24 protein-coding genes are annotated in these 22,735 nt (G+C 59.6%); 18 read left to right on the top strand and 6 right to left on the bottom strand.

Annotated elements, in window-relative coordinates; all coding sequences use genetic code 11:
• Positions 1-84 precede the first annotated feature (84 nt).
• Positions 85-441 carry a hypothetical protein gene (locus BN1115_RS11425; protein WP_042657254.1) on the top strand — a complete coding sequence of 119 codons (357 nt, stop codon included), beginning with the start codon at positions 85-87 and terminating at the stop codon, positions 439-441.
• A 161-nt stretch (positions 442-602) separates the two neighbouring features.
• Here BN1115_RS11425 and BN1115_RS11420 read toward each other — a convergent pair whose 3' ends face one another.
• The gene (locus BN1115_RS11420; RefSeq protein ID WP_042657253.1) at positions 603-1,049 is read right to left on the bottom strand and encodes a PACE efflux transporter; all 447 of its coding nucleotides are present in this window, start codon (positions 1,047-1,049) and stop codon (positions 603-605) included.
• A gap of 125 nt (positions 1,050-1,174) precedes the next feature.
• Here BN1115_RS11420 and BN1115_RS11415 point away from each other — a divergent pair, with 125 nt between their 5' ends.
• The gene (locus BN1115_RS11415; protein WP_042657252.1) at positions 1,175-2,056 is read left to right on the top strand and encodes a LysR family transcriptional regulator; all 882 of its coding nucleotides are present in this window, start codon (positions 1,175-1,177) and stop codon (positions 2,054-2,056) included.
• A gap of 6 nt (positions 2,057-2,062) precedes the next feature.
• On the opposite strand, the gene ygfZ is transcribed toward BN1115_RS11415, so the two are convergent.
• Positions 2,063-2,971, bottom strand: coding sequence for a tRNA-modifying protein YgfZ (gene ygfZ, locus BN1115_RS11410; RefSeq protein WP_042657251.1), 909 nt, complete (start codon positions 2,969-2,971; stop codon positions 2,063-2,065).
• 111 nt (positions 2,972-3,082) lie between these two features.
• On the opposite strand from ygfZ, the gene BN1115_RS11405 reads away from it, so the two are divergent.
• Positions 3,083-3,352, top strand: coding sequence for an FAD assembly factor SdhE (locus BN1115_RS11405; RefSeq protein WP_033136300.1), 270 nt, complete (start codon positions 3,083-3,085; stop codon positions 3,350-3,352).
• A gap of 19 nt (positions 3,353-3,371) precedes the next feature.
• On the top strand, positions 3,372-3,764 hold the full coding sequence (locus tag BN1115_RS11400; RefSeq protein WP_042657277.1) for a protein YgfX: 393 nt from the start codon (positions 3,372-3,374) through the stop codon (positions 3,762-3,764).
• A 155-nt stretch (positions 3,765-3,919) separates the two neighbouring features.
• Here the strand turns inward: BN1115_RS11400 and nadB are convergent, their stop codons facing one another.
• Positions 3,920-5,527 (bottom strand): L-aspartate oxidase, encoded by a 1,608-nt coding sequence (nadB, locus tag BN1115_RS11395; protein WP_042657250.1) that lies wholly within the window; start codon positions 5,525-5,527, stop codon positions 3,920-3,922.
• 182 nt (positions 5,528-5,709) lie between these two features.
• Between nadB and rpoE the strand changes: the two genes are divergently transcribed.
• The 11 genes from rpoE (at position 5,710) to cysQ (ending at position 15,531) form a co-directional block, all read left to right on the top strand.
• Positions 5,710-6,291, top strand: a complete 582-nt coding sequence (gene rpoE, locus BN1115_RS11390) for an RNA polymerase sigma factor RpoE (RefSeq protein ID WP_042062096.1) — start codon at positions 5,710-5,712, stop codon at positions 6,289-6,291.
• Between the two features lie 22 nt (positions 6,292-6,313).
• Positions 6,314-6,916, top strand: a complete 603-nt coding sequence (locus tag BN1115_RS11385; RefSeq protein ID WP_042657249.1) for a sigma-E factor negative regulatory protein — start codon at positions 6,314-6,316, stop codon at positions 6,914-6,916.
• A gap of 21 nt (positions 6,917-6,937) precedes the next feature.
• On the top strand, positions 6,938-7,918 hold the full coding sequence (locus BN1115_RS11380) for a MucB/RseB C-terminal domain-containing protein (RefSeq protein WP_042657248.1): 981 nt from the start codon (positions 6,938-6,940) through the stop codon (positions 7,916-7,918).
• A gap of 100 nt (positions 7,919-8,018) precedes the next feature.
• Positions 8,019-8,480 carry a SoxR reducing system RseC family protein gene (locus tag BN1115_RS11375; RefSeq protein WP_042657247.1) on the top strand — a complete coding sequence of 154 codons (462 nt, stop codon included), beginning with the start codon at positions 8,019-8,021 and terminating at the stop codon, positions 8,478-8,480.
• 116 nt (positions 8,481-8,596) lie between these two features.
• Entirely contained in the window at positions 8,597-10,390 is a 1,794-nt protein-coding gene (lepA, locus tag BN1115_RS11370) for a translation elongation factor 4 (RefSeq protein WP_042062101.1), read from the top strand.
• A 6-nt stretch (positions 10,391-10,396) separates the two neighbouring features.
• Positions 10,397-11,320, top strand: coding sequence for a signal peptidase I (gene lepB / locus BN1115_RS11365; protein WP_042062102.1), 924 nt, complete (start codon positions 10,397-10,399; stop codon positions 11,318-11,320).
• Positions 11,321-11,992: a ribonuclease III gene (gene rnc / locus BN1115_RS11360; protein WP_042062103.1), complete on the top strand. Its 672-nt coding sequence runs from the start codon at positions 11,321-11,323 to the stop codon at positions 11,990-11,992.
• Between the two features lie 61 nt (positions 11,993-12,053).
• Positions 12,054-12,953, top strand: coding sequence for a GTPase Era (era, locus tag BN1115_RS11355; protein WP_042062104.1), 900 nt, complete (start codon positions 12,054-12,056; stop codon positions 12,951-12,953).
• Positions 12,954-13,661, top strand: coding sequence for a DNA repair protein RecO (recO, locus tag BN1115_RS11350; RefSeq protein WP_033136291.1), 708 nt, complete (start codon positions 12,954-12,956; stop codon positions 13,659-13,661).
• A gap of 163 nt (positions 13,662-13,824) precedes the next feature.
• Positions 13,825-14,562 (top strand): pyridoxine 5'-phosphate synthase, encoded by a 738-nt coding sequence (gene pdxJ, locus BN1115_RS11345; RefSeq protein WP_042657246.1) that lies wholly within the window; start codon positions 13,825-13,827, stop codon positions 14,560-14,562.
• Positions 14,563-14,763: 201 nt separating this feature from the next.
• A complete protein-coding gene (cysQ, locus tag BN1115_RS11340) occupies positions 14,764-15,531 on the top strand; it encodes a 3'(2'),5'-bisphosphate nucleotidase CysQ (RefSeq protein WP_128821669.1) in 768 nt (255 codons plus the stop codon).
• A 96-nt stretch (positions 15,532-15,627) separates the two neighbouring features.
• Here cysQ and BN1115_RS11335 read toward each other — a convergent pair whose 3' ends face one another.
• The 3 genes from BN1115_RS11335 to BN1115_RS11325 form a co-directional block, all read right to left on the bottom strand.
• On the bottom strand, positions 15,628-15,924 hold the full coding sequence (locus BN1115_RS11335; RefSeq protein ID WP_042657245.1) for a YciI family protein: 297 nt from the start codon (positions 15,922-15,924) through the stop codon (positions 15,628-15,630).
• A gap of 24 nt (positions 15,925-15,948) precedes the next feature.
• Complete coding sequence (locus BN1115_RS11330; protein ID WP_042657244.1) at positions 15,949-16,500, bottom strand: septation protein A; 552 nt, start codon at positions 16,498-16,500, stop codon at positions 15,949-15,951.
• A 115-nt stretch (positions 16,501-16,615) separates the two neighbouring features.
• On the bottom strand, positions 16,616-18,121 hold the full coding sequence (locus BN1115_RS11325; protein WP_042657243.1) for an aminotransferase class V-fold PLP-dependent enzyme: 1,506 nt from the start codon (positions 18,119-18,121) through the stop codon (positions 16,616-16,618).
• Positions 18,122-18,296: 175 nt separating this feature from the next.
• On the opposite strand from BN1115_RS11325, the gene trhA reads away from it, so the two are divergent.
• From trhA to BN1115_RS11310, 3 genes are all read left to right on the top strand, one after another.
• Positions 18,297-18,932, top strand: coding sequence for a PAQR family membrane homeostasis protein TrhA (gene trhA / locus BN1115_RS11320; protein ID WP_005335337.1), 636 nt, complete (start codon positions 18,297-18,299; stop codon positions 18,930-18,932).
• A gap of 127 nt (positions 18,933-19,059) precedes the next feature.
• Positions 19,060-20,721: a putative transporter gene (locus BN1115_RS11315; protein ID WP_021229463.1), complete on the top strand. Its 1,662-nt coding sequence runs from the start codon at positions 19,060-19,062 to the stop codon at positions 20,719-20,721.
• 231 nt (positions 20,722-20,952) lie between these two features.
• A partial coding sequence (locus BN1115_RS11310; protein WP_042657242.1) for a retention module-containing protein occupies positions 20,953-22,735 on the top strand: 1,783 nt, incomplete at its 3' end.

Here is a 22,735-nt window from a genome sequence, read left to right as displayed (position 1 = left end):
AATTTGTGGGGGGCATGAGATAGACGCTGTCATGGGGACAGGGCAGAATGAGCGGGCTTGTTCCCAATTGACGTAAGGAAATGTATGACCCAACAGAATGAGCAGCAGAGAAACCGCATGTTGAGCCTGCTGCGCGAAGGTGAGCGCCGCATGTTGGTTCAATTGGCCGGGCTGCTGCGCACGACCGCCGATGAAATCAATGCCGAGCTGGAGAAAGAGGAGCTGATGGCCACCCTGGAGCAGCCCATCACGGTGGAGTATCTCAACGGCGTGGTGCAGCACCATCTGTTCGAGCGCAAACACAAGGGAGATATGGCGGTTGCCCAGCAGATCCTGAGCGATTATCAGAGCGAGCTGGAAGCGCTGCAGGCTGTCCAGGCACAGCCTGAAGAGGCTGCCGCGGCCGACGAGAGCGGCGAAGAGCTCAAGGCCCAGGCTTGAGCGACGGGCAGGCCTGAATCCTTACTTCTGAATCAGCCGGCCTGCCAGCGCTGATCCCTGTTGCGGCCCCATCATGTCTGCCATGATGGGCCTTGTCGTTTCTTCTGTTGCCTTCCTTTGTTGACCTTCACTTCTCGGTTTCAATCCAACTGCTTCGTGCCTTAGCGCGCCTCTTGGGGCATGCCGTGCGGCATTTCGCGGGGGATGGGGAACACCTTGTCATAGCCCCAGTTGTAGACGAAGGCATAGATCAGATAGAAGACGACGAAGCCCAGATCCAGCACCAGCGCCTCCAGCATGCTGACGCTCAGCCACCAGGACATGACCGGCAGCGCGACAATCAGCAGACCGCCCTCAAAGCCGAAGGTATGCAGCACCCGTTGCCACAGGGTTTTGTGGGTATGGCCCTGATATTTGAGCAGCAGCTTGTCGACCCCGATGTTGTAGATGTAGTTCCAGACGGTGGCCAGCACCGAGAAGAACAGTGCCAGCGGGCCCATATGGTTGAGCCCGACCCCGGTAACCCAGCTGGCCAGCGGGGCGGCAATCAGCAGGCCAATGAATTCAAAGCCAATGGCATGGCGCAAGCGATCGTTACGGGTACGCATAAGTCACTCTCTCAATCAGATTTATTCACGGATTACTGGTTAATCTATAGATTTTTGGCGATAGATTCATGTTGGTATCCATCGCTAAAATAGATGGATTAGAGTGCTTACCGGAGGGCCATAAGATGACGCCATCACTGGAACAACTGAGGATCTTGCTGGCGGCCGCCGAAACCGGCTCGTTTTCCGCTGCCGCCCGCAAGCTGGGCAAGGCGCAGTCGGTGGTGAGCAGCGCCATCGCCAATCTGGAGATCGATCTGGCTCTCACCCTGTTTGATCGCAGCGGCCGCTATCCGCAGCTGACGGAGGCGGGGGCCCGCATGGTGCAGGAGGCGGGGATCCTGCTGGCGCAGAGTGAACGGTTGCAATCCATTGCCGGGGAGCTGGCGGCCGGGGTGGAGACGCGCCTCACCCTGGCCATCGATGATGACTCCCACCTCCCCTGGCTCGGCACCCTGCTGGAGGAGTTCGCCACTCGTTACCCGACCGTGGAGCTGGAGCTGCTCTTCCCGCTGATGGAAGATGTGACCGAGATGCTGGTGACCGGCCGGGCCCAGCTCGGCATCAGTTATCAGAAGGTGCATCCCCAGCGGGAGATCGTCGCCCGTTCGCTGGGGGAGGTGACCATGCCGCTGGTGGTGTCACCGGATCATCCGCTGGCCCGCAAGCAGCCGCTGCGGGAGGTCGATCTGCAGGGGGCACGCCAGCTGATGGTGACCGGCCGACGGGAAGGGAGCGATCGCCAGCGTTTTCGCATCTCGGCTCAGGTGTGGTGGGTCGAGGGGGATCTCGGGGTGCTGGAGCTGGTCAAACGGGGTCTTGGCTGGTCCGCCATTCCGGAATTTCTGCTGCATCAGCCGCTGAAGCGGGGTGAAGTGGTGGTGCTGGAGCCGGATTTTATCGCCAGCCACGCGCTGGCGCTGGAGTTGCAGTGGCATCGCGCCCGCCCGCTCGGGCAGGCGGGGCACTGGCTGAAGGAGGCACTGCTGGCGCGGGTGCCTCGCTAGCCGACCTTACTCGGTCAGGGCGTAAGGCAGGGGTTGCAGGGTGAGGCGGGAGCCTTCGTCCTGCTTGAGGCGGAATTGGGCGTCAGCCTCGGTATCTTTTGGTAGCACGGCGGTGAGCCACACCTGCCCGGCCTGTTGCCAGGCGTTGAGCACCATGCCGCTACGGCGCCAGTTGTCACCCAGTTGCAGCTCAAGGGTATCGCCGCTGGCGACCTGCTCGCCGGTAGTGCCCGCCAGCAGGAACAGGGCGCGGTTGTTGGCGCCGCGATACTTGGCGCGGGCCACCGTCTCTTGCCCCATGTAGCAGCCCTTGTTGAAGCTGATGCCGTCCAGTGCCTGCAGGTTGAGCATCTGCGGGATGAACTCCCCCTGATGCACCGCTTCCATGTGTGGCAGGCCCGCCTTGATCTCGAGCCCCCACCAGAGTGACTCGTCACCTTGCGGCAGGGCGTCGGCTTGCTGATTGCTCACCAGCAGCCAGCGATCCTGCTCAATCTTCACCGCCATGCCGCCGTCGATAAGACCGCTCTGCAGAAGGCCAAACTGCTCGGCGATCCACGCATCTGTGCCCTTGCCAGCCAGACCGGTGGCGTGGCGTTCGTCGGCGGCAATCTCCACCTTGGAGAAGACGGCAAATTTCTTCAGCTCCGGCAACTGACGCTCAAGTACCGAGGGGCTGGTCAGCAGCAGCAGGCTGTCGTCGAGGCAGAGCAGGCGGAAATTGCTCCACAGCTTGCCCTTGGGATCACAGTGGCCACCCGGGGTCTGTTGCCCCGGTTGCAGGGCGTTGACATCACAGGTGACCTGACCTTGCAGATATTTGACGCGATCCTGGCCGCTGATACGGGTGATGGCCAGCTTGGTCAGGGGGAAGCGGGTCGGCTCGGCAGGAAAAACAGGTGGTTGCAGGCTCACGATGGTATTCCAGAGAGAAAGTATGTGAGCTGCATGGTAAAGACGTAACTAATGTTTGTCAGCTGGAAAATCCAGCTGGTACCATCCCCCGGTCTTTGTAAGGAGAGAGCCATGTTGAGCCCAGTTGAAAAATCCCGCCTGAAGTGGGCCTGCCGTCGCGGCATGCTCGAGCTGGATGTGATCTTTATGCCCTTTTTCGAACACGAGTTCGACTCCCTGAGCGACGCCGATCAGCAGACCTTTATCCGCCTGCTGGCGAGCGACGATCCGGATCTGTTCAAATGGTGCATGGGTCATGGTGTCCCTGCCGATCCCGCATTTGCCGCCATGATCCCGATGATCCTGGAGCGCAATCAGGCGCGCCACGACCGCCAGGGGTAATACCGTGGAGCGGGTGATCATGACGGTTCACCCCTCCCGCCATCAGCAATGTTTGCTGGTGGCCCTCTTTCTGTTCCTGCTCTGGCCGGTGGCGGGCCTGATTGCCGGTTGGCAGTGGGCGTTGTTGCTGCCCGTCTGGTTGGTGTCGCTCTGGCTGAGCTGGCGGGCGCTCGCCGAGCCCCCGTTCGAGCTTGTCTGGGATGGCCAGTGGCTACAGTGGCAAGGGCGCCGCTATCAGCTCGGCAAGAAAAGCCGCATTCTGCCCGGCGTGCTCAGGCTGGCGCTTTGCCCCGAGCCGCAAGACTCTGAAGCTCAATTGCCACGGCAACTGTGGCTCTTCTCCGACGCCCTTCCCCCCGAACATTACCGCCTGCTGGCGCGAGCCATCCACTTTCTGCCGTCCCGGCGCTGACACCCGTTTCCCGTGATGATCATGCGCTGACTTATCGTGGTGAGCGGCGGCCATATGGCTGGTGGCACTATTTTTGTTGCTGAAAAAACAGGCTGAAAAAAGTGACCCCGCCGGGGCGGGGTCACTGATTGCTGTAATGCTTGGCGGGAAGGGGATTAATCCCGCTCCGGGGTCAGCACGGTCGGTTTGGAGTCCGGCAGCATATCCGGATGATCCAGGTTGTAGTGCAGGCCGCGGGACTCCTTGCGCTGCAGGGCGCAGTTGACGATAAGCTCGGCCACCTGCAGCAGGTTGCGCAGCTCCAGCAGGTTGTTGGAGACGCGGAAGTTGGCGTAGTACTCCTGCACCTCCTGCTTGAGCAGGTCGATGCGGCGCTTGGCACGGGCCAGGCGTTTGTTGGTACGCACGATTCCCACATAGTCCCACATCATCAACCGCAGCTCGTGCCAGTTGTGCTGGATCACCACCAGTTCGTCAGAATCTTCCACCTTGCTCTCGTCCCATACCGGCAGGTGCGGCGGCTCCACGCTCATCGGCAGCTTGGCCAGAATGTCAGCCCCCGCCTGATGGGCATAGACAACGCATTCCAGCAGGGAGTTGGAGGCCATCCGGTTGGCGCCGTGCAGACCGGTATAGGTCACTTCGCCGATGGCGTAGAGGCCGGGAATATCGGTCTGGCCGTTGTTGTCGATCATCACGCCGCCACAGGTGTAGTGGGCGGCAGGCACGATGGGCATTGGCTCTTTGGTGATGTCGATGCCGACCGCGAGGCAGCGCTCATAAATGGTCGGGAAGTGCTTGATGATGAAATCGGCCGGTTTGTGGCTGATATCCAGATACATGCAATCCGCCCCGAGCCGCTTCATCTCGTGGTCTATGGCGCGGGCGACGATATCCCGTGGCGCCAGCTCGGCCCGCTCGTCAAACTCCGGCATAAAGCGGCTGCCGTCCGGGCGGCGCAGATAGGCCCCCTCGCCACGCAGTGCTTCGGTCAGCAGGAAGTTGGGATCATCCGGGTGGAACAGGCTGGTGGGGTGGAACTGGTTGAACTCCAGGTTCGCCACCCGACAACCGGCCCGCCACGCCATAGCGATACCATCGCCAGAGCTCACATCCGGATTTGAGGTGTACTGGTAGACCTTGGAGGCGCCACCGGTGGCCAGTGCCACGAAACGGGCGCGGATCACCTCGACCTGCTCGGCGTTGCGGTTCCAGACGTAGGCACCCAGCACCTTGTTGCCCGGCAGATTGAGCTTGCGGGTGGTGATGAGGTCGACCGCGTTGAAGCGCTCCATCAGCTGGATATTGGGGTGGTCATGTACCTGATCGATCAGGGTGAGCTGCACCGCCTTGCCGGTGGCGTCGGCCGCGTGGAATATGCGGCGATGGCTGTGGCCCCCTTCGCGAGTCAGGTGATAGTGGGATTCACCATCGGCGTTCTCCTCCTGATCGAAGGGGACCCCTTGCTGAATGAGCCACTGGATGGACTCGCGGGCGTGGCGAGCGGTGAACTCCACCACTGCCGGGTCACACAACCCGGCGCCCGCGTTGAGCGTGTCGCTCACGTGGGATTCGATGCTGTCGGTTTCGTCGAAAACGGCAGCGATGCCTCCTTGCGCATAGAAAGTGGCCCCTTCACTGATGGGCCCCTTGCTCAGAACCAGGACTTTGGCGTGGTCTGCCAATCGCAACGCGAGGGACAGACCAGCGGCACCGCTGCCAATGATCAGTACATCGCAAAGGTATTCAACACTTGCTTTCATAAGTATCATTAGCCTGGATTAAGAACTGGCACCATGGTAGCCCAAGCGAGGGCGAGGATGCAGCCTGCATCACATTTTTTTCAATTGAAGCGAACTTTCTCTGATTCTCCCTGTCTGAACTTGTGCGCTTAGGAAGGGCCGGAAAAGAAGAACGATAACCTGATGGGGGTTTTACGGCTCTGATGAGCGACCAGAATCTACTGGACGAACAGCTGGTTGAACGGGTCCAGCGCGGCGATAAAGCAGCTTTCAACCTGTTGGTAAAAAAATACCAGCAAAAGGTGGTCAACTTGGTTGCCAGGTATGTCAACAATCCCGGTGATGTGCCCGATGTGGCGCAAGAGGCCTTCATAAAAGCCTACCGTGCATTGCCGACATTCCGTGGCGAAAGTGCTTTTTATACCTGGTTGTACCGAATTGCCGTGAACACGGCGAAGAATTATCTGACCTCCCAGGGGCGCAGGCCGCCCAGCAGTGATGTGGAGGCTGACGAAGCGGAGTCTTATGGTGGTGGCGAAGCCTTGCAAGAGGTCTCAACACCCGAAAACCTGGCGCTGACTGACGAGATCAAGCGCACGGTGTTTTCAGCCATAGAGGCATTGCCGGAAGACCTGAGGACAGCTATCACCCTTCGCGAACTGGAAGGGCTGAGCTACGAAGAGATTGCCGAAATCATGGATTGCCCAGTGGGTACGGTCAGATCCCGTATCTTCCGGGCGAGGGAAGCAATCGATAAAAAGCTGCAACCTCTGATCGAGAATTAACTGGGGAAAGACGGGTTAACTTATGGCAAATAAAGAGCAAATCTCTGCCCTGATGGATGGTGACCTGATTGACGCAGAGGTACTGAACGAGCTGGAGATGGACTCCGACTTGCAAGATACCTGGGGTCGTTACCACCTGATCGGCGATGCCATGCGGGGTGACCTGCCGGTCAATCTGCAACTGGATCTCAGTGACAGCATCATGGCTGCGCTGGAGGATGAGCCCACCATACTGGCACCCAAGCCGGTTGAGGTTCCGCCTGTGCTGCAACCTGTCGTTGCACCGGTCAAGACAGATTCCAATGTGGTTCCGTTGTTCCGCCGTGTCGGTCAGCAACTGGGTCAATATGCCATTGCGGCATCCGTGGCCGCTGCCGTCATCTTCGGTGTGCAGCAGTATCAGGGACAGGATGGCGTACCGGCCAATCCGGTGCTCAATACCATTCCTATCGGTGGCAGTGCGGCGCCTGTGAGTGTTCACTATCCGCAACAGGATGGCGCCCGTGCCCGTCAGCAAGGGCTGACCGAACAGCAGATGCAGGAGCAGCGGGAGCGGATCAACGCCTTCCTGCGTGACCACCAGTTGCAGCAGCGCCTGTTGCAAGACAGACAGATCCAACAATAACGAATTGTCAGGGATACAAACGTGCGCCAGTCCAGCCGTATTTTGCTGGCCTCTCTCCTGCTGATCAGTGCCAAGGCCTCGGCCGACGATAAGTCGGCCGAGGCCTTGTTGCAGCAGATGCAGAGTGCCGTGCAGCAACAGAATTTCGAGTTGTCCATGGTCAAGGCCCGTCAGGGGCGCCTTGAACCGATCCGGATCAGCCACGCCGTGATCAACGGCAAGGAAGTGGCCCACCTCAGTTACCTCGATGGCAAGGCGATCGAGTATCTCCAGCGCCAGAACGAATACACCTTCTTTGAAAACAGCCACGATCCCTACACCCTGAAGGATGCCCGCTTCCCCGGCATCTGGTCGACCCTGGTGAAGATGCCGCTGGCGCAGGTGCTGGAGAGCTATGATCCTGTGCTGGCCGGTCGCAGCCGGGTCGCCGGTGTGGTGGCGCAGGTGGTGAGGTTGGTGCCTAAAGAGGCCGACAAATATGGTTTCGTGCTCTGGATTGACGAGCAGAGCCACTTGTTGCTGCGGATCGACATGGTCGAGCGGGAAGGCAATCTGGTGGAGCAGGTGCTCGGCGTCGAGCTGGATCTGCAGAGCAAACCGGCCCCCTGGCTGGTGAAGCTGGCCAACAGCAAGCAGCCTCCTGCGCTGGCGCTGGAGGATGCCTATCCGGCGCCGCAGCAGGCGCTGAACTGGCAGATCACCTGGCTGCCCGATGGCTTCAAGGTGCTGTCGCAAGACCGGCACCAGCTGGTGACCACCAGTATGCCGGTGGATTACATGATGCTCTCCGATGGGCTGGTGGATCTCTCTGTCTATGTCTCCCGGGTGGATCCCAAGCAGGCGGTGCGCCAGCAGCTGATCCGCCAGGGCGCGACCTCGCTGGTGAGCTATGTCAACGAAGTGGGCGTCGAGATCACCGTGGTCGGGGAAGTGCCGGCCGAGACCGCCAAGCGCATCGCCGAGTCGGTCCAGCCGCTGGCTCGCAACGAGGCCGTGCAGTGAGTCCATGCTCTGGGCTGACAGTGGTGCCCAGCTTGCCGCAGACTGCAAGTCGTGTTCAGATCCTGCCATTGCATGAGCACGAGGTGTTGCCGTGAACGAGATGAGTGAAGAGCTGGCGACCGTGGTGGCCATTGAGGGTGACCATGCCTGGGTGGAGTGTGAACGTCGCTCCGCCTGTAGTGGCTGCCAGCAGCAATCCAGTTGCGGTACCGGCACAGTGGCCAAGGCATTTCCCCTGAAATCCCCCCGCTTGCGGGTCAGGCTGACCGCCGAAGTGCGGATTGGCCAACAAGTGAGGCTCGGCATCCCGCAGGCGAGTCTGTTGCGCGGGGCGGCGCTGGTCTATGTGCTGCCGCTGTTCTGCCTGCTGGTGGGGGCCCTGTTGGGGCAGCTCTGGCTGGCGCCGCTGCTCTCCGGCGGGGAGGGGATTACCATACTCTGCTGCCTGCTGGGGGGCCTGCTGGGCTTTTTACTGGTTCGTTACTTTTCCAACCGCCTGGATCAGGGGCGCTACGGCCCGCAGATGCTTGGCGTGGTGGTTCCTGTCCGCATCCTCCCCTGACCGAACAGGCGCTATTTCACTGGCGCTGGCGACTAAAGAATGGCCGTCAGCCGGGTTATCCAGTAAAATCGCGCCTCCATAACTGACCTTAACCAATTTTGAGTGACTCTTGCTCGATGAAACACATTCGTAACTTTTCGATTATTGCGCACATCGACCACGGTAAATCGACCCTGTCGGACCGTCTGATCCAGACTTGCGGTGGCTTGTCCGACCGCGAGATGCAGGCTCAGGTGCTTGACTCCATGGATCTGGAGCGCGAGCGCGGCATTACCATCAAAGCACAGAGTGTGACCCTGAACTACCAGGCACAAGACGGTAACACCTACCAGCTGAACTTTATCGACACCCCGGGCCATGTGGATTTCTCCTACGAGGTCTCCCGCTCTTTGGCGGCCTGTGAAGGGGCGCTGCTGGTGGTGGATGCCGGCCAGGGGGTTGAGGCACAGACTCTGGCCAACTGCTACACCGCCATGGAAATGGAGCTGGAAGTGGTGCCGGTGCTGAACAAGATTGACTTGCCTGCGGCAGAGCCCGAGCGGGTTGCCGAGGAGATCGAAGACATCGTCGGCATCGATGCGATGGATGCGGTACGTTGCTCCGCCAAGACCGGCCTCGGTGTCGATCTGGTGCTGGAAGAGATCGTTGCCCGCATCCCGGCTCCGGAAGGTGATCCGGATGCCCCGCTGCAGGCGTTGATCATCGACTCCTGGTTCGACTCCTATCTGGGCGTTGTTTCGCTGGTGCGGGTCAAGAACGGTTCGCTGAAGAAGAACGACAAGATCAAAGTGATGAGCACCGGCCAGGTATGGGGTGTCGATCGTATCGGTATCTTCACGCCCAAGCAGGTGGATACCCAGGGTCTGGGTTGCGGCGAGGTAGGTTGGGTTGTCTGCGGTATCAAGGACATCCACGGCGCGCCGGTGGGCGATACCCTGACCCAGGCCAAGAACGGTGCCGACAAGGCGCTGGCCGGTTTCAAGAAGGTGAAGCCGCAGGTTTATGCCGGTCTGTTCCCCATCTCCAGCGATGACTACGAGTCGTTCCGTGACGCCCTCGACAAGCTGTCGCTCAACGATGCCTCCCTGTTCTTCGAACCGGAGAGCTCCACTGCGCTGGGCTTCGGCTTCCGTTGTGGCTTCCTTGGCATGCTGCACATGGAGATCATTCAGGAGCGTCTGGAGCGGGAATACGATCTGGATCTGATCACCACGGCGCCGACCGTGGTCTATGAAATCGAGCTGAACAACGGCGAGACTATCCACATCGATAGCCCGGCAGCGATGCCTGCGGTCAATAATATCAAAGAGATGCGTGAGCCGATCGCCGAGTGCCATATCCTGCTGCCGCAGGAGTACATGGGCAACGTGATCACCCTCTGTATCGAGAAGCGTGGCGTGCAGACCAACATGGTCTATCACGGCAAGCAGGTGGCACTGACCTATGAAATCCCGATGGCAGAAGTGGTGCTGGACTTCTTCGACCGCCTGAAATCCACCAGTCGCGGTTACGCCTCGCTGGATTACGGCTTCAAGCGCTTCGAAACCTCTGACATGGTCCGTCTGGACATCATGATCAACGGTGAGCGCGTCGATGCGCTGGCCATCATCACCCACAAGGAGAACGCCCAGTATCGCGGTCGCCAGGTGGTTGAGAAGATGCGCGAGCTGATCCCGCGTCAGATGTTCGACATCGCTATTCAGGCCTCCATTGGCAACCAGATCATCGCCCGCAGTACCGTCAAGGCGCTGCGTAAAGACGTGACCGCCAAGTGCTACGGTGGTGACGTGAGCCGGAAGAAAAAGCTGCTGAACAAGCAGAAAGAAGGTAAGAAGCGGATGAAGTCTGTCGGCCGTGTAGACGTGCCGCAGGAAGCCTTCCTCGCGATTCTCCACGTCGGAAAGGACTAATAATAGATGGCAAGCACGTTTTCCCTGATCCTGGTGGTGGTCTGCGCGATCACCGGTATTATCTGGTGTCTGGACAAGATGATTTGGTCCAAGCAGCGCGCCGCCAAGATTGCCGTGGCTCGTGCCCATGGCGGTGCCCACCTGGATGAGAAGACCCTGGCCAAGGTTGCTCCCGTGCCGGTCTGGATTGAACAGACCGCCGGGGTCTTCCCGGTCATCACCTTTGTGCTGATCCTGCGTTCGTTCATCTTTGAACCGTTCCAGATCCCGTCAGGCTCCATGATGCCCACCCTGCTGGTGGGCGACTTCATCCTGGTGGAAAAATTTGCCTACGGTCTGCGGGACCCGGTGACCAACACCAAGTTCCTCGAGACCGGCGAGCCCCAGCGTGGCGACGTGGTGGTGTTCAAGTATCCCCTTGAACCGCGCGTTGACTACATCAAGCGGGTGGTCGGCATGCCGGGTGATCGGGTCATCTATCGCAACAAGGAGCTGATGATTCGGCCCAAGTGCGAGGAGCAGGAAGGGAAAACGTGCCCGGGCTTCAAGAAGCTCGACGTCAAGTTTGAACAAAGAGGCGAATTTACCCAGATGGGGATCCCCCTTGACCGCTATACCGAGCAGTTGGGTGATGTCTCCCACGAGACCCTGCGCAATCCGCTGATGCCCGACATGGTTGGTCGTTACTATCGCCAGCCCGGCACCTACCCCGACGAGTGGGTGGTACCGGAAGGCCAGTATTTCGTGATGGGCGATAACCGCGACAACAGCACCGACAGCCGTTTCTGGGGCTTTGTGCCCGAGCAGAATCTGGTCGGCAAGGCGGTCGCTATCTGGATAAGTTTTGAATTCGAGCGCGAAGAAGGCTCCCTGCTGCCAAGTTGGGTACCGACAGGTGTGCGCTTCAACCGCATTGGCGGAATCAAGTAAATGAATATCAAGATGAACAGACTGCAGTCCCGTCTCGGGCATGTCTTTCAGGATCAGGAACTGCTGACCCGGGCGCTGACTCACCGCAGCGCCGGTTCCCGTCACAATGAGCGACTGGAATTTCTGGGTGACTCCATTTTGAGTCTGGTGATTGCCGATGACCTGTTCCACCGCTTCCCGCAAGCGGCGGAAGGGGATCTCAGCCGGATGCGCGCCACTCTGGTGCGTGAGAAGACCCTGGCCGAACTGGGCCGGGAGTTTGACCTTGGGGATCACCTGATCCTCGGTCCCGGCGAACTCAAGAGCGGCGGTTTTCGCCGCGAATCCATTCTGGCCGACACGGTCGAGGCGGTGATCGGTGCCGTCTATCTGGATACCAATCTTGAGACGGTGCGGACGCTGCTGCTGAGCTGGTACGCCAGCCGCCTGGATGAAATCAAGCCCGGCATCGAGCAGAAAGATCCCAAGACCCGTCTGCAAGAAATTTTGCAGGGAAGCCGCAAATCCCTGCCGACCTACACCGTGACCAACGTCAAGGGTGAGGCCCACAACCAGGAGTTCACCGTCCAGTGTGACGTGGAAGGTCTGGATGGTCCGATCAAAGGGGTCGGCACCAGCCGCCGCAAGGCCGAACAGGCCGCAGCGCAGCAAGCATTGGAAAAACTGTCATGACAGATACTACCGATTTGAAAAGGCGCGGTCTTTTGACACAACAGGCATTGGAAACACTGGCATGACAGATACCACTTATTGCGGCTTTGTCGCCATCGTGGGCCGCCCGAATGTGGGCAAGTCCACCCTGCTCAACAAGCTGCTTGGCCAGAAGGTCAGCATCACCTCGAAGAAACCCCAGACCACCCGTCACCGGATTTTGGGGATCGACACCGAGGAGAACTACCAGACCATCTATGTGGATACCCCGGGTCTGCACATCGAAGAGAAACGGGCCATCAACCGCCTGATGAACCGTGCCGCCACCAGTTCGCTGGGTGATGTGGCCATGGTGGTGTTCATGGTCGATGGTACCCACTGGACCAAAGATGACGAGATGGTGCTCGGCAAGCTGCGCCATCTCAAGTGTCCGGTGGTGCTGGCGGTCAACAAGATCGACAACGTCAAAGAGAAAGAAGATCTGCTGCCCCACCTCGAGTGGCTGGGCCAGCAGATGAACTTTGCCCATATCCTGCCCATCAGTGCTGAGAAGGGCACCAATGTGGAGAAGATCCGCGAGTGGGCCAAGGATCTGCTGCCAGAGAACAACTTCTTCTTCCCGGAAGATTACGTGACCGACCGTTCGTCTCGTTTCATGGCCTCCGAAATCATCCGTGAGAAGCTGATGCGCTTCACCGGTGAGGAGCTGCCTTACTCTGTGACGGTGGAGATCGAACGCTTCAAGGTGGAGGAGAACGGCCTCTACCACATCCACGGCCTGATCCTGGTCGAGCGTGATGGCCAGAAGAAGATGGTCATCGGCAATAAAGGCGAGAAGATCAAGACCATCGGCACCGAAGCGCGCCTCGACATGGAACGGCTGTTCCAGAACAAGGTGCACCTCGAGCTGTGGGTCAAGGTCAAGTCAGGCTGGGCTGATGACGAGCGCGCCCTGCGTAGTCTCGGGTATGGTGATGACTGATTGCTGAGCCCGGCTTTCGTCATCCACAGTCGGCCCTATCGGGAGACCAGCCAGCTGGTCGAGGTCTTCACCCAGGATAGTGGCCGCTTTACCCTGGTGGCTCGCGGTTCTCGCGGGCCACGCTCCCCCCTCAAGGGGCTGCTGCAACCCTTTACCCTGCTCACCATCGCCTGGCGCGGCAAGGGGGATCTCAAGAACCTCACCCAAGTCGAATGCCCGGATCACTCCCTGCGCCTCGGCGGCGACCGCCTCTTCTACGGCCTCTATCTCAACGAGCTGGTCTATTACCTGCTGGAAGCGCATACCCCGTTCCCCGAAGTATTTGACGCCTATGCCCGAGCCATCATGGCGCTGGCCGACGGCGAGACGCCGGAGCTGCCGCTGCGCCGCTTCGAGTTCCTGCTGCTGCAGGCGCTGGGGTATGCGGTGGATTTCGAATACACGGCGGACGACGAGTCACCCATCGAGCCGACCCTGCTCTATGGCTTCGAGCGTGAATTGGGCTTTGTTGCTTGCGAGCGGGCGCCGGATCCCCGTACCCTGTTTCTCGGTGCCCACCTGCTCGCCTTTGCCGAGGGCCGTTTCGATACCCCTCCCTTGCTGCAGGCGGCCAAACGTTTCAGCCGACTGGCGTTGCAACCCTATCTGGGCAAGCGCCAGTTAAAGAGCCGGGAGCTGTTTTTAAAACGCCGTAATAGCTTGGGTTAACCGTCCTGCGGTGTTACCCGGCACGATAAGAATGTTACCTACGTCCGATTACGCTGCGCTAATCGAACCTACGAGCTGACACAGATTACAGACATACGGATATTGGCGCGGGGTGATTCGCTGACCGCGCAGTCAACAGATGAAGCTTTTCAAGGAGTTCTCAATGAGTGAAATCTATCTGGGTGTGAACATCGACCATATCGCCACCCTGCGTAACGCCCGTGGCACTCAGTATCCGGATCCGGTGCAGGCCGCTTTTGTTGCCGAGCAGGCTGGTGCTGATGGCATTACCGTGCATCTGCGTGAAGATCGCCGCCACATCACCGACCGTGATGTGGAGATCCTGCGCCAGACCATCCAGACCAGAATGAACCTGGAGATGGCAGTGACCGAGGAGATGGTCGGCATCGCTTGTCGCATCAAGCCCCACTTCGTCTGTCTGGTGCCGGAGAAGCGCACCGAAGTGACCACCGAGGGCGGTCTCGATGTTGCCGGTCAGCTGGCCAAGGTGACCGACGCCGTGGCCCGCCTCTCTGCCGCAGGTGCTCAGGTTTCGCTCTTTATCGATGCCGATCCCATCCAGATCGATGCGGCCGCCGAGAGTGGTGCCCCCTTTATCGAGATCCACACCGGCCGTTACGCCGATGCCACCACAGATGCCGAGCGCAACGCCGAGTTCAAGCGCATCGCCGCCGGTGCCTCCTATGCCGCTGGCAAGGGTTTGAAGGTCAATGCCGGCCACGGCCTGCATTATCACAACGTCAAGGCCATCGCCGCCATCCCCGAGCTCTATGAGCTCAACATCGGCCACGCCATCATCGGCCGCGCCGCCTTCGACGGTCTGGCCAAGGCCGTGAGCGACATGCGCCTGCTGATGCAGGAAGCCCGTCAGGGGATCTGATCCGCTGGATAGGTCAGCGGCCTGATAAAGGTCGCCAAAACAACAAGGGACGCCACGGCGTCCTTTGTTGTTTCTGGTCCTGTTTACCCAAGCGAAATGGGCTGGCGACTCCCGCACCGTAATAACCCAGCACAATCGGCTATAAGCAGTTGATGTCAAAAGAGTTACACTGGTTGACCCTGTGAGCTGGACGAGATTGTTATGGAGCACCCCCTGTACCACCCCGATATCACCGATCTGGAACCTGTCGCTCGTGCGGCGGGGGCAGCCATCATGGCGATCTACCGCGAGCCTTTTGCGGTGGAGTACAAGAGCGACGAGAGTCCGCTCACGGCTGCTGACAAGGGGGCGCATGAGGTGATTGTGCAGGCGTTGGCGCGGTTGACCCCCGAGATCCCTGTGCTGTCGGAGGAATCTGGCCCCGAGGTGATGGCCGCGCGCCACGGCTGGTCACGCTACTGGCTGGTGGATCCTCTCGATGGCACCAAGGAGTTTGTCTCTCGCAATGGCGAGTTCACCGTCAATATCGCGCTGATTGAAGCGGGGGCGCCGCGTTGGGGGCTGGTCTATGCGCCGGTGCTGGACACGCTCTGGTATGGCGGAAAGGGGCTTGGCGCCTGGCGCATCGCCGATGGCAAACGCGAGTCCATCCAGACCCGGCCTCATCGTGAAGGCGAAGTGTGGCGGGTGGTGGGCAGTCGCAACCACCTGTCGCAGGAGACCCTCGATTTTCTGGCTCCTTTTGGTGAAATCGAGCTGGTCTCCATGGGCAGCTCCCTCAAGTTTTGCATCATTGCCGAGGGGGGCGCCGAGCTCTATCCGCGCCTCGCCCCCACCTGCGAGTGGGATACCGGTGCGGCGCAAGCGGTGCTGGAGGGGGCTGGAGGGAGCGTCACCCAACTCGACGGTTCACCCCTTGCCTACAACAAGCCAGATATCCTCAACCCCTGGTTTGTCGCCAGGGCGTGACCTTGTCGGGGAGCTGAGCATTGCTCATATCGCCCAATAAAAAGAGGCCGGAGCGGGTTGTACACCCGTTCCGGCCTCTTTGCATCTGACGCCGGTTTAAAAGACTTTCTTGAACGGCTTGATGGTGACCTTGGCGTAGACATCGGCGGTCACATAAGGGTCGGCATCGGCCCAGGCTTTGGCGTCAGCCAGCGAGGCAAACTCGGCGATGACAGTGCTGCCGGTAAAGCCCGCATCGGCCGGATCCTCGGCATCGATAGCGGGGTTGGGGCCGGCAGTCAGCAGGCGACCTTCATCCTGCAGCGCTTGCAGCCGGGCCAGATGGGCAGGGCGAACCTGCTTGCGTAGTGGCAGGCTATCGGGGACATCTTCGGAGTAGATGAGATACCACATGAGAGGATCCTTTTCTGATGAGGGTTATTTTTTCAGCTGTTCTTTTTGTTCAGCCGGAATGTGGCGGTAGAGATAGACGCCGCTCAGCAGGGTAAAGACCAGCGTCATCCCCAGCAGGCCGAACACCTTGAAGTTGACCCACATCTCTTGCGGCATGTTGAACGCCACGTAGAGGTTGAGCAGGCCACAGACGGTAAAGAAGCCGACCCAGCCGAGATTGACCTTGTCCCAGACTGCATCGGGCGCTTGCAGCTCCTTGGCCAGCATCTGTTTGATCAGATTCTTGCCAAAGCCGTAGCGGCTGATGAGCAGACCCAGTGCGAACAGCACGTTGATGACAGTCACTTTCCACTTGATGAAGGTGTCATCGTGGAAAAACACGGTGAGGCCGCCGAAGAAGCCGACCAGCAGGAAGGTAAAGAGCTGCATCTTCTCGACCTTGCGGTAGCGGATCCAGCTATAGGCGAGCTGCAGACCGGTGACCACCACCAGTGCGCCGGTAGCCATGTAGATGTCGTAAAACTTGTAGACCGCGAAGAAAACGATAAGTGGAATAAATTCAATAAATTGCTTCATGTCTGGCGCGTAGCCCTCAAGAATGGATCTCAAAACTGTGTCCAGTTTACCTGCCCGATGGGCAACGGCAAATGAATAAGACCGCCCAATTTACGTCCAGTTCCCTGGCGCGGCGCTAGCCAAATAGCTGGCGGGCAAGGGGCTCGCCCAGCCGTTTTTGATCCGCCAGCAGCTCGCGGATGTGGCGCTCTTCGATAAGCGGGTTAAGCAGCACGGCGCGCAGCAGGGTGAGCGGCTGGGCGCCGTAGCGCACTACTGCCCGCTGGGTGCGGGAGACAAAGCTGTGCCCCTCGGCCCGCTGGGCTTTTTGCAGCGCCACGTTGAAGTCGTTGATCTGCGCGTTGGCCGCTTCGTCCAGCACCTTGCCCTGCAGGTGGGGCGGAATGCAGCGGTAGGAGAGCAAGTTCATCACCGGCGCCGACATCAGCTCGAAGGCAGGGTCGCTTTCGATGAGCTCTGCCATCAGCCGGGCGCGGTCGTAGTTGGCTTCGATGAGATGGGCGTAACCCTGCTGGCCAAACAGCTGGAAGGCGGCATCCAGATAGAGGGCGTTGGCCGGACGGGTGCCCTCCAGCGTAAAGCGCCCCTGATCGAACGAGGTGGCGCGAATGGCGTAAGGGGCTTCGCGCTTGACCGCCATCATCAGGTCGGGCTGGCGGCAGAGCAGCATGCCGGTACCGAGCGGCACCAGCAGTTGTTTGTGGCCATCCAGGGTGACGGTATCGGCTCGCTCAATGCCGGCCAGCAGGTTTTGATAGCGGGGGGAGAAGAGGGTCGGGCCACCCCAGGCGGCATCCACGTGGAAGTGGATCTGCTCGCGCTCGGCTATGGCGGCCAGCTCAGGCAGGGGATCGATGGAGCCAAAGTCGGTACTGCCAGCCACGCCGACCAATGCCAGTACTTTCAATTTCTGTTCCTTGCACTGTAGCAGCGCCCGCTCCAACGCAGCCAGACTGAGCCTGTTCTGCTCGTCGGTCTCGAGGCGCCAGACGCTGCGGGCGCCCAGCCCCAGCAGATCCATCCCCTTGTCGAAGGAGTAGTGCATCAGGCGGGAGCCCAGAATAACGGCGCCGCGATAGCCCTGCTCATAGAGGGTGAACAGGTTGTCGCCGCAGGCGCGGTTGCGGGCCAGCCACAGTGCCGTGACGTTGGCGATGGTGCCACCGCTGGTCATGACGCCGAGGGCGGCATCCTTGGCATGCATCTGCTCGCCGTAGAAGGCATCGTCCCTGCCATAGATGAGGCGGTGCAGCTTGGCCAGCACCTCCCGCTCCAGAAAGCTGAGCAGGCGGGAGGACTCCATCTTCATCGGATTCTGGTTGAGCATCACCAGCAGGCGCGACAGCTCGGCGGTATAGGCCGGCAGGGGCGCCGTCATGTGGCCCATGTAGCGTGGTGAGGTGAGGTGCGAGGCGCCGGGCACCAGAGTGGCCAGCCGCGCCAGATACTCCTCGATAGGTTGGCCGACTGCAGGCATGCGGGATTGATCGAGCTGGTGGGTGAACAGGTCGCGCTGATAGGGGGCCTGACTGTCGTCGGAGTGGTGGAAGCTCTCCAGCAAGGTGTTCATCGCCTCGCCAAAGGCGGGATCCGCTTGTGCAAACAGCTCAGTCAACTTCATCAGGTTCTCCAGACCAGTTCACCAGGGTAGGTGTCTATGCCGTTTGTCTCGGGCATCGGCGGCAGAGCATACACCAAAGGGGGGCAGGTGACAGCCACTCCATTTTTTAAGCGAACACTTGTACTCTGAAATGGCGCTGGGTAGAGTGAGCCACAGTTATTGTGGAGTCGATGTTATGAGTGGTGTGATGGATTACTCCCCCCGAGAGGAGCTGGCAAACCGGCTGAGTCACGGTGCGGGATTGTTGCTGGGGATTGTCGGGCTGGTGTTGTTGCTCATCAAGGGATGGGGGCAGGGCACGCAGGCGCTGGTGAGTTACAGCCTTTATGGCGGCAGTCTGGTGCTGCTCTATCTAGCCTCTACCCTCTATCACAGCATGGCGGAAGGGCGGGCCAGACGCTGGTGCAAGGTGTTTGATCACTGCGCCATCTATCTGCTGATTGCCGGCACCTATACCCCCTTCCTGCTGGTGGCGCTCGATACGCCGCTGGCGAAGGGCTTGATGGTGGTGATCTGGGCCCTGGCGCTGGCTGGTGTGGTGTTCAAGCTGGTGTTTATCAACCGCTTCAAGAAGCTGTCGCTCTTTACCTACCTGATGTTGGGCTGGCTGTCGCTGGTGGTCATCTATCAGCTCTATATCCATCTGGCCGGTGAGGGGCTGCTGCTGCTCGGGCTCGGTGGCCTTATCTACAGCCTCGGGGTCATTTTCTATGTGGCCAAGCAGATCCCCTATAACCACGCCATCTGGCATCTCTTTGTGCTGGGTGGCAGCGTTTGTCACTTTATGGCCATTTACGGCTACGTCGCCTAACGTCTTGCAACTAGCCCTTAATTGGTATTTTTAGCGCGTAAAAGGATAAATTCGTGCGGTATCACACAGTTGGCATCAGCGTTTGCTGACAAGCTAGGGCCAGTTCAATTCGCAAAGGATGCACGAAATGAGTGAAATCGCGCTTTCCATCAGCATGTTGTCGCTGGTGGCAGTGCTAGGACTCTGGCTGGGAAACTGGCGAGTCTATGGCGTTGGCTTGGGAATAGGGGGGGTGCTGTTCGGCGGCATCATAGTGGGTCACTTTGCAGGCGCCTCCGATCTCGCGCTGGATGCACAAACGCTTCACTTTATTCAAGAATTTGGCCTGATCCTGTTTGTCTATACCATCGGCATCCAGGTCGGGCCGGGTTTCTTCTCGTCATTGCGCAGTTCGGGTCTCAAACTCAACGCCTTTGCCGCTTTGCTGGTCATCCTTGGCTGCGTGGTGGCTGCTGGCTTGCATCAATTTTTCGATGTGCCGTTGCCGGTCATTCTGGGGGTCTTCTCCGGTGCCGTCACCAATACGCCATCCCTCGGTGCGGGCCAGCAGATCCTCGCCGAGCTGGGCGCCGCGCCCGGTTCTACCGGCCTGATGGGGATGGGATATGCGGTTGCCTATCCGTTTGGTATCTGTGGCATTTTGCTCACCATGTGGCTGGTCAGGGTCTTCTTTCGCATCAAGATCGACGATGAAGCCGCCCAGTTCGAGCTACAAACCGGTAAAACCAAGGAGAGCTTGCAGACCATCAACATCGCGGTGCGCAATCCCAACATGCACGGCCTGATGCTGAGCGAGATCCCGAGTCTCGACGAGTCCGATGTCATCTGTTCACGGCTCAAACGGGGCGACGAGCTGATGGTGCCGCGCCCGGAATCCCGTATCGAACTGGGTGACTTGCTGCACCTGGTGGGTGAGCGTCACGCGCTGCACAAGGTGTTGCTGGTATTGGGGGAGGAGGTGGAGACCTCGCTCTCGACCCGTGGCACCGATCTGCGCGTCGAGCGGGTGGTGGTGACCAACGAGCAGGTACTTGGCAAGAAGATCCGCGATCTTGACATCAAACAGCGCTATGACGTGGTGATCTCCCGTCTTAACCGCGCCGGTATCGAGCTGGTGCCGACCAGTCAGACCAGCCTGCAGTTTGGTGACATCCTCAACCTGGTGGGGCGCCTCGATGCCATCGAAGCGGTGACCAATGTGGTCGGCAACGTGCAGCAAAAACTGCAGCAGGTGCAGATGTTGCCGGTATTTATCGGGATTGGCCTTGGCGTATTGCTCGGCTCCATCCCCTTCTATCTGCCCGGTTTTCCGGCCGCCCTCAAATTGGGTCTGGCGGGCGGGCCGTTGGTGGTGGCGCTGATCCTGTCGCGGATCGGCAGCATCGGCAAGCTCTACTGGTTCATGCCACCCAGCGCCAACCTGGCGCTGCGGGAGATCGGGATCGTGCTGTTTCTGGCGGTGGTCGGATTCAAGTCCGGAGCCGGTTTCGTCGATACCCTGATCAACGGTGATGGCCCGGCCTGGATGCTCTACGGCATGGCGATCACCCTGATCCCGCTGCTGGTAGTCGGTGTGCTGGCGCGCCTCTACGGCAAGATGAACTATCTGACCCTGTGCGGCTTGCTGGCCGGCTCCATGACAGACCCTCCCGCGCTGGCCTTTGCCAACGCCATGCACCCGACCAGTGGCGCCAGTGCGCTCTCATACGCCACTGTCTACCCGCTGGTGATGTTCCTGCGGATCATCTCGCCACAGCTGCTGGCTATCATCCTCTGGGCGGGTGTATAGGGTTAATCCTGACGGGAGCATGCTTTGTCATGCTCCTGTCATTACTCTGTAATTTATTGATAATTTTGGTTTTTGCCATTCTTGCAACCTCGTTTTATACACTTCTGTCTGGCTGAACAGTTCAGCCTCAAATCGGTCTATCCTTTCGAATTTTCGAGCTGGTTATTTTTCCCCTCAGTCTGCAAAGTAGGCTGTGGCTTATTGCATTCAAATCAGGATTCAGGAGAGAACATGATCACCAATGCCGTTACCTTGGAACAGGGCGTAACCGTAACCCAACTTAAAGGACAAATTTATCTGGTTGCCGCAGATGGCAGCCGGAAGCTGTTGGCTGAAGGTGATGTGCTGCCGAAAGGGGCGGTGATCATGTCGCCGGATGGCGCTAGTTTCATGGGCGGCGGACAGTCGTTCACTGTGCAACCAGCCAGCGAACAGAGTGAGCCTGCCGAAGAGGGAGATGCTCCCCAGCTGGCGCAAAACGGCGCTGCAGGTACTCCTGATGATATCAGTGCCCTACAACAGGCGATCTTGGGTGGCGCTGACCCGACCCAGGCCTTTGAAGCCTCTGCAGCAGGCGGCGCGCCTGCCGCCGGCGGTGGCGGAATTGGTGGTGTTGCCGGGTCCAGTGGTAACGGCGGTTTTGTCACCATCGATCGTACCGGTGATGCAACCATTGCCGAAGCCACTTTCGATACCACCTACAACACCAATGGCGAGCCACCGCTGGGTGTTGCTGGCGAAGATGAAGTATTTGACCTGACGCCGCCCACCATTTCCGTGGTTGCGCCAGATAACACCAATGACACCACACCAACCCTGACCGGGACCACGGATGCTCCCGTTGGCAGCACCGTGACCCTGCTGGTCACAGATGCAAACGGTAATCAACAAACCCTGACCGCTATCGTCACACCCGCTGGTACCTTCACCGTGGATGTGGTTACCCCGTTGGCCGAAGGCTCTTATACCGTTACAGCCACCGTGACAGATCCTGCGGGTAATACCGGCAGTGCGACCGACGATGGCAGTGTCGATGTGACTGCGCCAGTGATCACGGTCGATGCGCCGGACAACACCAACGACACCACCCCGACCATTACCGGTACGACGGATGCCCCGGCGGGCAGTACCGTTACCCTGGTCGTGACCGATGCTAACGGCAACCAGCAGCCCCTGACCGCTACGGTACAGCCGGACGGCAGCTACAGCGTGGATGTCACCACCCCATTGGCGGAAGGTTCTTATACCGTCACAGCCACAGTGACCGATCCGGCCGGCAACACTGGCACCGCGACCGACGATGGCAGCGTTGATGTGACAGCGCCAGTGATCACGGTCGATGCGCCGGACAACACCAACGACACCACCCCGACCATTACCGGTACGACGGATGCCCCGGCGGGCAGTACCGTTACCCTGGTCGTGACCGATGCCAACGGCAACCAACAGACCCTGACCACCACCCTACAGCCGGACGGCAGCTACAGCGTGGATGTCACCACCCCGTTAGCTGAAGGCAGCTATCAGGTGACGGCCAGCGTTACCGATCCGGCGGGTAACACCGGCAAGGCAACGGACGACGGTAGCGTTGACAGCGTGGCACCGGATCTGGGCATCAACCTGAACCCGATCGTGGTGGGTGGCGACAACGTGGTGAACCAGGCCGAGGCGGATGACAAGGCCAGTGTCACCCTGAGCGGCACCGTGAGCGGCGACGCCAAAGTGGGCGACACCGTGACTCTGACGCTGGGCGACGGCAGCAAGCTGACCACCCAGGTAGTCGTTCTGGGCAACGGCCTGCGGGGCTTTAGCACCAGCACCACCGCCGACAAACTGGTTGGCGGCAGCAGCGTCAAAGCCGAGATTACAGTGACCGACGCGGCGGGTAACAGCACCACTAAGTCCGACACCAAAGACTACACCGTAGACAACGTGGCGGCCCCGGCGCCGACCGTTGAACTGCAAGGTGCAGGTGGCGACGACGTCTACAACAAGGCAGAGATTGGTGATGATA

The organism is Aeromonas allosaccharophila (assembly GCF_000819685.1).
In the GTDB taxonomy this organism is placed as follows: Bacteria; Pseudomonadota; Gammaproteobacteria; order Enterobacterales; family Aeromonadaceae; genus Aeromonas; species Aeromonas allosaccharophila.
Note: the sequence above shows the minus strand (reverse complement) of the source record. Positions and strands in the feature narration are given on the sequence as shown.